The sequence below is a fragment of the Halorussus aquaticus genome, from assembly GCF_024218795.1.
Taxonomy (GTDB): domain Archaea; phylum Halobacteriota; class Halobacteria; order Halobacteriales; family Haladaptataceae; genus Halorussus; species Halorussus aquaticus.
Map to the genome: position 1 here is coordinate 3,361,035 of NZ_CP100400.1, position 12,572 is coordinate 3,373,606.

A 12,572-nucleotide genomic window follows, 5' to 3' on the forward strand; every position below is an offset into this window, starting at 1 on the left:
AGTGGCAGCCGGAAGTGGCGCAAATCTCGTCCCTATCGTGGCCGCGATAATCGGTCTCGGCGTCGGAGCACAGGTGTTAGCCGACCGATTTCAGGTGCCCAGCGTGCTGTTTCTCATCTTCGCTGGCATCATCATCGGACCGGAGGGACTGCGAATAGTCACGCCGGAGGCCTTCGGCGGCGCGCTGTCGGCCATCGTGGGCCTCTCGGTTGCCATCATCGTCTTCGAGGGGGCGTTCCACCTCACCACCGACAAGCTTCGTGAGGCACCGTCGGCGACCCTCAAACTCGTGACCATCGGTGCCATCATCGCGCTGGTCGGGACCGCAGTGGTCGTCCGGTTCGCGCTCGGCGTCGGATGGGACGTGGCGATGCTCGTCGGGTCGCTGCTGGTCGCCACCGGTCCGACCGTCATCACGCCAATCCTCGAAGTGGTTCCCGCGCGCGACCGCGTCGAAATCGCGCTCGAAACCGAGGGCGTCGTCAACGACGTGACCGCCGCGATTCTGGCGGTCGTCACGTTCGAGGTGGTCGTCCTCGAAGACCCGACGGTCAACGAGGTCGTCGCCGACTTCGCCCAGCGGCTCGGCATCGGCGTCCTCGCGGGTCTCGTCGTGGCGGGAATCGTCATCTACTTCCTGCGCCACGTGGACCTCTCCCCGGCCAACGCCCCGCAGAACGCCCGGCTCATCACTCTCGCGGGCGCACTGGTCGCCTTCGGGAGCGCGAACACCTTGGCCGCGGAAGCCGGAATCGCGGCGGTCGCGACAGCGGGCATCGTCCTCGGCAACGCCGACCTCCCTTACGAGGAGGACATCGCGGCGTTCAAGGGCGACATCACGCTGCTCGTCCTCTCGTTCGTGTTCATCGCGCTGGCGGCGTTGCTCGAATTCGAGAACCTGCTGGCGCTCGGGTGGGAGGGAATCGTGGTCGTCCTCGCCGTGGCGCTGCTCGTCCGACCGCTCGGCGTCCTCATCTCGACGACCGGCGACCGATACACCCTCAACGAGCGGGTGTTCATGAGCGTCGTCGGACCCCGGGGCATCATTCCGGCGTCGGTCGCCACCCTGTTCGCGGTCCAACTCCAGAATCAGGGACTCGACCAGACTGCGAACGTCCTCGTCGGGACCGTCTTCCTCGTCATCTTGGCGACGGTCGTGTTCGAGGGCGGATTCGCTCGACACATCGCGGAATACTTGGACGTGATACCTATGCGTGTAATAATCGTCGGAGGCGGGAAGGTGGGCCGTTCGCTCGCCGAACGCCTCGAAGACCGTGGCGAGAACGTGGTCATCATCGAGAGAGACCAGGAGATGGTAGAGCTAGCCCGCGGCGAGGACTTCACCGTCCATCACGGCGACGGGACGGACACGGAAGTCCTCCGGAGCGCGGGCGGAGACAACGCGAAGATCGTCGTGGCGGCGACCGGCGACGACGACGCGAACCTGCTCGTCGCCCAGTTGTCGAACTCGAAGTTCGACGCCGAAACCGTCATCGCGCGGGTCAACAATCCCGACAACGTGGACGCCTTCGAGGACCTCGGCGTGCGGACCATCGACGCCTCGTCGGCCACCGCGTGGGCCATCGACAACGTCATCGAGCGCCCGGCGCTGTCGAACTGGATGACCGAACTCGGCCGGTCGGGCGACGTTCAGGAGATAGAGGTCACCGCCGACGACCTCGTGGGTAAGACCATCTCGGAACTCGACGACGAACTCCCGAACGGCGTCCTCATCGCGCTCGTGGGCCGGGGCGGCGAGAGCGAGGTCCCCGAGGAGGACTTCACCCTCCAGCACGGCGACCACATCACCTTCCTCGGCCGCAAGGAGGCGGTCTGGGAGGCCATCGACCGCTGTCACCCGCCCGCGTAACGCGGCATCCGCGGAACCTCCCCGTTTTATTATTCACATTCCCCAACTAGTGGCTATGATACACGCCGAAGGTCCGCTCCTCACCATCGACGTGAGCGACCGCACGACCCGGACCGAGGACGTGGACGACGTTCTCGAATCGTTCGTCGGCGGCCGGGGCGTCGCCACGAAACTGGCCCACGACCGGATTCCGTTCGACGCCGACCCGCTCGGCCCGGAGAACAGCCTGTTCTTCTCGACCGGTCCGCTCCAGATGTCCCGGATGAGTTTCACCGGCCGGATGAACTGCACCGGTCTCTCGCCGCTGACCGGCGGCCTGCTCTCCTCGAACGCGGGCGGGTTCCTCTCGCGCAACTTCACCGGCGCGGGCAACGCCGTGGTCGAGATTACCGGCCGGAGCGACGAGTTGCTCGCGATTCACGTCACGGACGACGGCGTGGAGTTCGAGGAAGTGCCGGAACTCGACGGCGCGACGGTCTCGGAGACCGGCGACGTCATGGCCGAGCGCCACGGTCTGGGCGACGACCAACTCGCGGTTGCCGGTCCGGCGGGCGAGAACGCGGTCCGATTCGCGGCCATCGTGACCACCGAACACCGGGCGTTCGGCCGGGGCGGTCTCGGCGCGGTCCTCGGGTCGAAGGGCGTCAAGTGCGTCTCGTTCGACGGCGACGCCGCGCCCGACGTCGATATCGACGCGATTTCGATGGACATTCACCGCGAGGCCGCGACCGACGACGACAACCCGATGAAGGCGGCCGGAACCACCAGCGTCACGGAGTACGCCAACCACGTCGGCGCGCTCCCCACTCGCTACTTCTCGGAACTGGAGTTCGAGGGCGCGGCCGACATCGGCGGCGACGCCGTCGGCGACAAGAAGTACAAGAAGGGGACCTGCTCGCAGTGCGCGTTCGCGTGCAAACTCCCGACCAGAGACGAGGAGACGGGTCTCGAAACCGAGGGTCCGGAGTACGAGACGGTGATGTCGTTCGGGTCGAACGCGGGCGTGGACGACGTGGTGTCGGTGATGAAGTCCAACGACCTCTGCGACGACCTCGGGATGGACACCATCTCCTGCGGCGACGCGGTGTCGGCGTACCTCGCCGCCGAAGACGAGTTCGGGAACTCCGACCTGATCCACGAACTGGTCGAGAAGATAGCCTACCGCGAGGGTGTGGGCGACCTGCTCGCGGAGGGCGTCGCCCGCGCCCACGACGAACTGGGCGTCGAGGACTGGACCGTGAAGGGGTTGGAGTTCGCGGCCCACGACGGTCGCCACCTCAACGGGCAGGGACTCGCGTTCGCCACCTCGAACCGCGGCGCGGACCACATGTACGCCGAGTTCTACTCGAAGGAGTACCCGCTCGTCGGGAAGGACGAGGCCGTGGACCCCGAGGGACTCGACGGCAAGCCCCCGCTCGTCGCCGAGAAGGAGAACCACAACGCGATTCTCGACAGCGGAGTCGTCTGCAAGTTCTCGCGGGACTTCCTGACCGAGGAGCGCCTCGAGAAACTGCTGGACGCCGACTACGACGACCTGCAGGCAATCGGTGCCCGCGTCGTGGAACTCGAACGCCACTTCAACAACCGGCGCGGGTTCGACCGGGCCGACGACGCCCTGCCCTACGACCTGCCGAACTTCGAGTCGGCGCTCGACGAGTACTACGAAGTCCGGGGCTGGAACGACGACGGGACCGTCCCCGAGAGCCGGATTTCCGGCGGTTCGGACGCGGCGAGCGCGGACGACTGATTCTGACCGTCCGCGCTCGCCGCGTCGCGCCGAGCGTCGCTACCTGTCCTGCGCGGCGGTCGTGGTCTCGTCGGTATCGACCGTGGTCGTCTCCTCGGCACCGGGCGTCTCGGTTCCGGCGGGGTCCTTCCCGATAGTCCTGTTCCCGCCCCCGTCTTCCGTCGTCTCGCCTGCCTGCGTGGTCTGCTGGCCGGCCTGGTCGCCCTGTCCGGACGGCACGAGTCGCAGCACCGCGCCGGTGTCGCCCTCCGGGATACCGCGCTTGCTGACGAGAACGAGAATCTCGCCGTCTGCGTCCCGGCCGAACTGACGGACGAACCAGTTGAACTCGCCGTCGAAGACGAGTTCGCGCATCGTCCAGAGTTCGTCGCGCGGGACGACCTGCGGTCCCTGCGGCGGCACGTCCTCCTCGCCGCCGCCCGGCGTCGTCGTCACGTCGCCCGGCGTCCCCTCCTCGGCCGGGGCCTTCTCGACGTTCTCGGTCTCGGCCGGTTCCACCGTCGTGGTCTCGTTGGCCGTCGTCGTCTCGTCTTGCAGCGCGCCCTCCTGCGTGGTCGTCTGATTACCCGCCTCGGTCTGGTTGGCCGTCGTCTGCGTCTGGCCGCCCTGACCGAAGTTCTGGGGCGGTTCGGCGGTCAGGACTCGTCCCGCGGGTTCCTCGCGCGTCGGGTCCTCGGTCCAGATGCCGTAGACGTACTTGCCCTGCAAGCCGGAGATGGTGGACTGCTCGTAACGGTGGCCGCCGATGACCGTGATACCGACCCAGTCACCGCGGTACTCGTGCGGGAACTCGACGATGGGGTCCTGAAGCGGCGCCCCGCCGAACGGTTGGTCGGGCGCGTTCGACGGGCAGTCCGTGATGGCGCTCGGGTCGCTGGGCTGTTCCGTGCTGAAGCAGTGAGTGCCCTCCTTGACGTTCCAGCCGTAGTTGCCGCCCTTCTCGACCACGTCGGCCTCCTCCCAGAGGTTCTGGCCCGCGTCGGCCACGAACATGTTGCCGTCGCTGTCGAACGAGATGCCGAACGGGTTGCGGAACCCGTAGGCGTATATCTCGTCGCGGCCCGGTGCCTCGCCCGCGAACGGGTTGTCCTCGGGGACACCGTACGGAGTGTCCTCGCCCTGACTGTCCACGTCGATGCGGAGGACGTCGCCCAGCAGGTTGTGGACGATGTCCTGCCCGTTGCCGCCGGTGTTGCGGTCGTACCAGTCGGGCACGTGGCCGTACATGTTGTCGTTCGCACCGCCGCCGTCGCCCATCGGGACGTAGAGGTAGCCGTCGGGACCGAACGCCATCGGTCCGGCATCGTGGTTGTACTGGGGCGACGGAATCCGCAGTAGCTGGCGTTCGGAGTCCGGATTGCCGGACCCGAAGTCCTCGGTCGCCTGGAACTCCGAGACGACCTCGATGTGGTCCCAGTTAATAGTTCGCAGTTCGTCGGTCGGCGGCGCGCTGTAGTGGAGGTAGAACTTCCGGTTCTCCGCGAAGTTCGGGTGGAAGTCGATGCCGAGCAGGCCGCGCTCGTCGTAGTTCTGCTGGGCGTCGGCGTACAGGCCGTAGAACGTGCCCAGTTCGACCATCCGGTCTGTGATGTCCATGAACGGTTCGTCGCTGAGACCGTCCTCCGTGATGGCGTAGACCTGTCCGGTCTGGTCGGTGACGAACTCGCGGTTGTTCGGGCCTCCGGCGACCGCGTAGTCCGTCGGTGCGGTCAGTTGGCCGTTCGCCACCATCTCGGTGCCGACCTGTGTCCCCTCTTGGAAGAAGCCCTGTTGCTCTCCGTCCTGTTGGGTCGTCGTCTGCTGTGCGCCAGCTAATCCTACGAACCCGGCCGCAGTTCCCGCGGCGACGCCCTGGAGGACGTTGCGGCGCGAGGGAGTCATTCCGTTCGCTTCTGTCTGTTTGTTCTCGTCCGCCTGTTCGTCGGTGGTGTCGCTTTTCTCGTCACTCATCGCAACGTGGCTCTCGGCGACTCGCCAGATAAGCCCGCGACTTCGTTTTGGACCTTCGCGTACTGTTTCGGTATCGAAGGTCGCGTTTCGACTCCGACACCTCCATTACGACCGCGTCAGAGCGCGGGAATTGCGGCTGTCTGGCTGATAGGTCGGACCTATTGTCGGATAACGGTCTGATTCGGACTCCCCGCGCACCGCCATTCTCTCGGCACACTACACGTACGCTCTCGACGTGCCGTCCGTCCACGGCGTTACGTTACGCTGAACCACTGCTTGAGTCCGACCGCGGGGACGAGAAATAGGAGAATTACGAGCGACCACGCCGCGTCCACCGTGGCCGCGAACGCCGCGTCGAGGACCGCGAGCGCCAGCACGCACGTTCCGACCGCCGGACCGATAGTCTCCGGAACCGGGTTCCGGTACGCCCGGCCGAGCGCCCGGCCGGTCCAAGCGAGGAATCCGACGCCGAGGACGAGCGACGCCGCGCCGTCGAGCGGACTCGGACGCGCGACCGCTAACCGGACGAGGAGGACCGCCGCGGCGACGACGGCCCCCGAACCGGCCACGAGCACGGTCCGCCGTCCGCCGGACTCGGTCTCTCTCGACGCCATGAACGTCACGGCGGCGATGTAGGCGGTGACCGCGAGAGCGACGCCCGCGGCGGCGAGCGACGGCGTCGGCGACTCGCCCGCCGTCGTCCCGAGCAGGACGTTCAGCCCCCGAACCGCGCCCATCGCGGCGAACCCCGCGACCCCGCCCTTGAGAACGCCGTCGTACAGCACGATTCCCCCGGCGACCGAGGCGGCGACGACGCCGCCGACGACCCCGGCGGCGTCGCCCGCCACAGCGACGCCAGAGACCAGCAACGCCCCGCCCAGCGCGTACCCCGTCCGGCGGGCCACTCGCCCGGAGGGTATCGGTCGCTCCGGGCGCTCGACGGCGTCCACGTCTGCGTCGAACGCGTCGTTCAGCGTCGTCCCGGCGGCGTACAGGAGCATCGAGGCGAGCGCGAGTCCGGCGACGCCGCCGGGGGTGACGCCGGGTCCGGTCGCGGCGGCGAGCGCGGCTCCCAATAGCACGTCCGGGGGCGCGGTGAAGAGGTTCGGAACCCGGACGAGTTCGGCGTACCCCGCGACCGAGCGGGCGAACCGCGACCGCGCGTCGCCCACCTCACGTCCACCCGTGTTCCGTCAAGAACGACATCGCGTCGCGGGCCGTCTCCTCGGCGGTCTCCTGATACGGGTAGAGTTCCACGGTGACGAACCCGTCGTAGCCCGACGCCTCGACGGCTTCGAGGAACGCGTCGATGTCCATCGCGCCCGCCCCGAGTTGGGTGTGTTCGTGCGAGCGGTCGGCCGGGATGTCCTCGACGTGGTAGTGGTCGGCGTACTCGCCGAGCGTCTCGACCGCCGCCGCGGGGTCCTCGCCGACGCAGAACAGGTGGCCCGCGTCGAAGTTGCACCCGACGGCGGACGAATCGACCGTGTCGATGAACTCGAGGAACTGGTCGGTCGTCTCTATCAGCAGGTCGGGTTCGGGTTCGACCAGCAGGTCCACCCCGAGTTCCTCGGCGGACGGAATCACCTCGTTCAGGCTCTGGACGAACGTCTCCATCGCCCACTCGCGGGACTTCTCGTCGGGAATCGGCCCGCCGGGTTCGATGGAGATGTACTCGGCGTCGAACGCGTCGGCGAGGTGGAGCGCCTCGCGGGTGTAGTCGATGCGCTTCTGGCGGTACTCGGCGTCGGCCTCGACGTACGAGGGGTGGTGGAACCCCTCGATGGCGGTCAGCATGAACGCGTTGCAGTTGCTAATTTCGAGGTCGTTGTCGTCGAGCGCGCGCCGCATCTCGGCCACGTCCTCCTCGTCGGTCTCGGGCGGGTAGAGGTGTGGCTGGTCGAACAGCAACTCGACGCCGTCGTAGCCCGCGTCCGCGAGTATCTCGACCGTCTCGACCGGCCCGTAGTCGCGGAACGCGTTGGCTGAGAATCCGAAGTCCATGTTACCGCTCGTAGTCGAAGTTCGGCGACTGGTCGAAGAACTCGTAGGGGTTGTCGAAGACGACTTTCCGGACCTCTTCGCGGTCCCACCCCCGGTCGAGCATCTTGTCCCGGGCCTTGGGCACCGCCAGCGGGTCCGAGGGGTCCCAGTCGGCGGCGCTGTTGAGTATCATCTTGTCGGTGCCGTACTCCTCCAGCAGGTCGATGGCCTTCTCGTCCGCTATCTTTCCGGGATAGAGCGTGAACCCGACGTAGCAGTCGGTCTCCAGACTGGTGTCGATGGTGTTCTCGGTGTTGTGGTCGATGATGATGCGCTCCTCGGTCACGTCCTCGTCCTGAATCATGTCCACGATGGTCCGGGTCCCCTCGGGCTTGTCGGTGTGGGGCGTGTGGACGATGACCGGGAGTTCGCGCTCCTCGGCCATCCGAATCTGTCGCCGGAACGCCTCGCGCTCGTCCTCGGTGTCTTGGTCGAGTCCGATTTCGCCGACCCCGACGACGGCGTCCCGGTCGAGGTACTCCGGGATGCGTTCGAGTACCTCCTCGGCCATCTCGGGGTAGTTCGCCTCCTTGGGTTCGAGACCGATGGTCACGTAGTGGTCGATACCGGCGACTCGTTCGGCCCGGTCGGTCTCGTGTTCGATTATCTGCTCGAAGTAGTCGAAGAACGCTCCGGCGTGTCGCTTGTCCTGTCCGCTCCAGAACGCCGGTTCGATACAACACTCGATTCCCGCCTGCCGCGCCCGCTGGTAGTCGTCTGTCGAGCGCGACACCATGTGCATGTGCGGGTCGATAATTCGCATGCCCCCGAGAAGGACGGGTAGACCCTTTGTTATTCGTCAGTTTCCCGCAGGAGCGGTCGAGCGCCGACCCGAACCGGTCGCTCGCCCCCGACAGCTCTCTCGAACGGCCGAAATAGCTGGTTATCCGACCCAAAACAACGGACTTAACGCGAGTACGTGGCCGTTTTAGCGCCGCGCTTCGACTGCCGGTCGTCGTCAGGCGATGGGAATCGGACCGTCGTCGGGGAAACTACTGGATAACTAACCGACTCCACGCCGTAGTCCCGTCGGTAATGGACGGAACTGCGATTCGCTGGCTCCGACGTGGAGTGTCCGCGGTGAGACGCCTCGCCGAGTCTGCGAGAGCACGCTCGGAGCGTCGTTCACCGCGCGCGAGGTGTGCCGGACTGCGAGGGTCACGATGACGGGGACTGGAGTCTGGGTAATCGGCGCGCGCGGCAACGTCGCGACCACGGCGGCGGTCGGTGCGCGCGCCGTCGCCCGCGGCGCGACCGACGAGACCGGACTGGTCACCGCCCGGCGGCCGGTGGCGGACCTCGACCTGCCCGACGTGGCCGACCTGACCTTCGCGGGTCACGAGGTCCGCGAGGGGAGCCTCGTCGAGTCGGCGAGAGCGCTGTCCGAGGACGGAACGCCCGCGCCCGAGACCGTCGAGACGGTCGCCGACGACCTCCGCGCCATCGACGACCGCATCAGGACGGGCACCGCGGTCAACGCGGGCGAGGCCATCGCGGACATCGCCGACGACACCGCCGACGCCGAACGGTCGCTCGCCGAGACCGTCTCGCGCATCCGCGACGACTACGAGTCGTTCCGGGCGAGCGAGGACCTCGACCGGGTCGTCGTCGTCAATCTCGCATCCACGGAGCCACCGACTGCCGACCCGGAGCGGTACGACACGCTGTCGGCGTTCGAGGACGCCGTGGCCGCCGACGACCCGGACCTGCCCGCGAGTTCGCTGTACGCCTACGCCGCGCTGAAGGGCGGTCACCCCTACGTCAACTTCACGCCGAGTTCCGGGAGCGCGCTCGGCGGACTGCGGGAACTCGCGGCCGAGAACGACGTGCCTCACATGGGCCGAGACGCCAAGACGGGCGAGACGCTGGTCAAGTCGGCGCTCGCGCCGATGTTCGCGGGGCGCAACCTCCGGGTGATGTCGTGGGAGGGCCACAACATCCTCGGGAACACCGACGGCGCGGTCCTCGAAGACGAGCGCAACGAGGCGGGCAAGTTGGAGAGCAAGGGCGATATCTTGGACTCCATCCTGCCGGACATCGGGCACAACCGAGTGCGAATCGACTACACGCCGTCGCTGGGCGACTGGAAGACGGCGTGGGACTACGTCCACTTCGAGGGCTTCCTCGACACCGAGATGACGATGCAGTTCACGTGGGAAGGCTCCGATTCTGCGTTGGCCGCGCCCCTCGTCCTCGACCTCGTCCGACTCGTGGCGTACGCCGACCGGCGGGGCGAGGGCGGACTCCAACCCCACCTCGCGTCGTTCTTCAAGGCCCCGCTGGGCGTCGAGGAACACGACCTCTCCCGGCAGTTCGAGACGCTCGACGAGTACGCCCGCGAGCGACGCTCGGAGGTGAGCGCCGGTGGCGAGCAGTGAGGACGCCGACGCCGGGCGAGTCGTCGTCCTCGACGTGGTCGGTCTCCGCCCCGACCACGTCGAGACGGGTCTCGCCGAGCGAATCGGCGACGCGCTGGACGGCGGTTCGACCGCCGCGCTCCGGCCGCCGTTCCCCGCGGTCACGGTGCCGGTCCAGACGACGCTCGGCGAGGGCCGGTCGCCCGCGAGTCACGGCGACGTCTCCAGCGGCGAGTACGACCGCAACCGGGAGACAGTGGCCTTCTGGGAGCGCGACCGGGGCGACCGGGACCGGGTCTGGGAGACCGCGAGCGACGCCGGTCTCACCACCGGCGCGCTGTTCTTCCAGCACCTCGTCGGGACCGACGCCGACGTGGCGGTGACGCCCTCGCCCATCGAGGACGAGAACAACGACCTCGTCGAGATGAACTGCTGGACCAACCCCGACGGCTTCTACGACGACCTCGAAGCCGAGTACGGTCACTTCCCCCTCCACCGGTACTGGGGTCCGGGCGCGAGTCGCGAGAGCAGCGAGTGGATTCTGAACGCGGCCCGCGAGGCGGTCGAACGCTACGATCCGGACCTGCTGTGGGTGTACGTCCCCCACCTCGACTACGACGCCCAGCGCCACGGTCCGGACGCCCCCGAGGTCGAGTCGGCGGTCGAGACGGTGGACGAACTCGTCGGCGAGTTCGTCGCCGACCTCCGGGACGACGCGCGGTGGGACGAGACCGTCGTGAACGTCCTCAGCGAGTACGGATTCCACGAGGTCGAGACGCCCGTCTTCCCGAACCGCGCGCTCCGGGAGGCCGGACTGCTGTCGGTTCGGGACGACGACGACGAGGGCGGTGAGGAAGTCGATATCCCGGCGTCGGACGCGTTCGCCATGGTGGACCATCAGGTCGCGCACGTCTACGCGGACTCTCCGTCGGACGCCCGCGACGCGCTCGCCGACCTCGACGGCGTGGCCGAGGTGCTCGACGACCGGGGGAAGGCCGAGCGAGACGTGGACCACCCGAACGCTGGCGACCTCGTCCTCGTCGCCGACCCGGACGCGTGGTTCCAGTACTACTGGTGGGACGACGACGAGGACGCCCCCGCCTACGCGACGGAGATGGACATCCACGCGAAACCCGGGTTCGACCCGTGCGAACTGTTCTTCGGCGACTCGGGGCCGGTCTCGCTCGACGCGACGAAGGTGAGCGGGTCCCACGGCCGGGTCGACGAGGGGACGCTGGCGTTCTACGGTCTCGGCGGTCCGGCGGCCCCGGACCTCGGACTCGACGGACCGGTGGACGCGCGCGCCGTCGCGCCGACCGTCGCGGACCTCCTCGGCATCGAGGACGAACTCGACGCGGCGTTCGAGGCGTCGTCGCTGTTGGAGTAGTCCGAGAGCGTCTCGTTTCGGACTAACTCAGGAACGCTCCGGGCGCGCGCTCGAACTCCTCTCTGTGTTCGTCACAGCAGAAGTAGTACGCCTCGCCCGACCGAGTGGTCGTTATCTCCTCGTACTCGTGGACCCGTCCCCCGCAGACGAAACACTCCGCCATGTCCCATTCGTGGGCGGGCGAACGCAAAGTGACTTCGGCCGCGGGTCGCTCAGACGTACTGGGCCAACGCGTCGAACGCCTCCTCGGCCGCCCGGTCCGGTTCGTCCGGGTACGTGTACAGTTCCAGCGTGGCGAACCCGTCGTAGCCGATATCGTCGAGGGCGTCGAAGACGGTCCCGAAGTCGAGGTCCCCCTCGCCCGGTATCCGGTGGTAGTGTTTCCCCCGGCGTCCGCCGACGATGTCCTCCAGATGGACGCCGGTGATGTGCCCCGCCGACCGGCGTATCGTCTCTCCGAGGTCCTCGCCGTAGACTGCGGCGTGGCCCACGTCGAGGTTGACGCCCAGCGAGTCGCGGCCGGTCGCCTCGATAAGTTCGAGTACCTCGTCGGTGCACTCGACCAGCAGTTCCGGTTCGAACTCGATGCCGACCTCCACGCCCTTCGACTCGGCGTGGTCGAGTATCGCGTCGAGCGACTGGTCGAGGTACTCGCGGGCCTGCTCGGGCGGGTTCCCCGGCAACGGTCGGCCGGTCGCCACGCAGACCGCCGGAGCGCCGACCGCCTCGGCGAGGTCGATGGCGCGCTTCGTGTACTCGACTCGCCACTCGCGTAACTCGTCGTCGGCGTTGACGACGCTCGGTTCGAAGAACGCCGAGGGCGGCGCGTCGTCGTAGTACCCCATCGCGGTGTTGGCGTTCACGTTCGACACGTCGAGACCGGTCTCGTCCAGCGCCTCGCGGAGCGACCGGGTCTCCTCGTCGCCGAACGAGGGGAAGTACGCGTGGGGGTCGTCGCCGAGTATCTCGACGCCAGCGTAGCCGTGGTCCGCGATTCGACGCACCGCCTCCGGGAGCGAGTGGCGGGTGTAGGCGTTCGTGGAGAAGGCCAGTTCGACCATGGCGTCGGTACGACAGCATCGCTCAAACCGCTTGTTGCAGGGCGAGCGATTGCGACGACGAAAAGAACCGCAGTTCCCGTTACTTCCGCTCGAACGTGATACGCCAACGTTTTGCTTCGTTCGGTCGCTCACAGCGGTTCGCTCCCTCGCTCGCAAA

The 12,572-nt window shown here is 67.5% G+C and carries 10 protein-coding genes; 4 read left to right on the forward strand and 6 right to left on the reverse strand.

The genetic code is table 11. The features are described from left to right. Position 1: 1 nt before the first annotated feature. Together NGM06_RS17320 and NGM06_RS17325 are read left to right on the forward strand one after the other, a co-directional pair. Positions 2–1,870 carry a cation:proton antiporter domain-containing protein gene (locus NGM06_RS17320; RefSeq protein WP_254268159.1) on the forward strand — a complete coding sequence of 623 codons (1,869 nt, stop codon included), beginning with the start codon at positions 2–4 and terminating at the stop codon, positions 1,868–1,870. Positions 1,871–1,925: 55 nt separating this feature from the next. Then, entirely contained in the window at positions 1,926–3,617 is a 1,692-nt protein-coding gene (locus tag NGM06_RS17325; protein WP_254268160.1) for an aldehyde ferredoxin oxidoreductase family protein, read from the forward strand. 39 nt (positions 3,618–3,656) lie between these two features. Here the strand turns inward: NGM06_RS17325 and NGM06_RS17330 are convergent, their stop codons facing one another. From NGM06_RS17330 to NGM06_RS17345, 4 genes are all read right to left on the reverse strand, one after another. Further along, positions 3,657–5,567, reverse strand: a complete 1,911-nt coding sequence (locus tag NGM06_RS17330; RefSeq protein ID WP_254268161.1) for a PQQ-dependent sugar dehydrogenase — start codon at positions 5,565–5,567, stop codon at positions 3,657–3,659. A 254-nt stretch (positions 5,568–5,821) separates the two neighbouring features. Beyond that, positions 5,822–6,739 carry a UbiA family prenyltransferase gene (locus NGM06_RS17335; RefSeq protein ID WP_254268162.1) on the reverse strand — a complete coding sequence of 306 codons (918 nt, stop codon included), beginning with the start codon at positions 6,737–6,739 and terminating at the stop codon, positions 5,822–5,824. 1 nt (position 6,740) lies between these two features. Beyond that, positions 6,741–7,571: a sugar phosphate isomerase/epimerase family protein gene (locus tag NGM06_RS17340; protein ID WP_254268163.1), complete on the reverse strand. Its 831-nt coding sequence runs from the start codon at positions 7,569–7,571 to the stop codon at positions 6,741–6,743. 1 nt (position 7,572) lies between these two features. Next, a complete protein-coding gene (locus NGM06_RS17345; protein WP_254268164.1) occupies positions 7,573–8,373 on the reverse strand; it encodes a TatD family hydrolase in 801 nt (266 codons plus the stop codon). A gap of 400 nt (positions 8,374–8,773) precedes the next feature. Here NGM06_RS17345 and NGM06_RS17350 point away from each other — a divergent pair, with 400 nt between their 5' ends. Both NGM06_RS17350 and NGM06_RS17355 read left to right on the forward strand, forming a co-directional pair. Continuing rightward, entirely contained in the window at positions 8,774–9,988 is a 1,215-nt protein-coding gene (locus tag NGM06_RS17350) for an inositol-3-phosphate synthase (RefSeq protein ID WP_254268165.1), read from the forward strand. Further along, a complete protein-coding gene (locus NGM06_RS17355; RefSeq protein WP_254268166.1) occupies positions 9,975–11,354 on the forward strand; it encodes an alkaline phosphatase family protein in 1,380 nt (459 codons plus the stop codon). The genes NGM06_RS17350 and NGM06_RS17355 overlap by 14 nt, the downstream gene beginning before the upstream one ends. 22 nt (positions 11,355–11,376) lie before the next feature. On the opposite strand, the gene NGM06_RS17360 is transcribed toward NGM06_RS17355, so the two are convergent. Next, positions 11,377–11,517: a YHS domain-containing protein gene (locus tag NGM06_RS17360; RefSeq protein WP_254268167.1), complete on the reverse strand. Its 141-nt coding sequence runs from the start codon at positions 11,515–11,517 to the stop codon at positions 11,377–11,379. A gap of 49 nt (positions 11,518–11,566) precedes the next feature. Then, positions 11,567–12,415: a sugar phosphate isomerase/epimerase family protein gene (locus NGM06_RS17365; RefSeq protein ID WP_254268168.1), complete on the reverse strand. Its 849-nt coding sequence runs from the start codon at positions 12,413–12,415 to the stop codon at positions 11,567–11,569. Positions 12,416–12,572 lie beyond the last annotated feature (157 nt).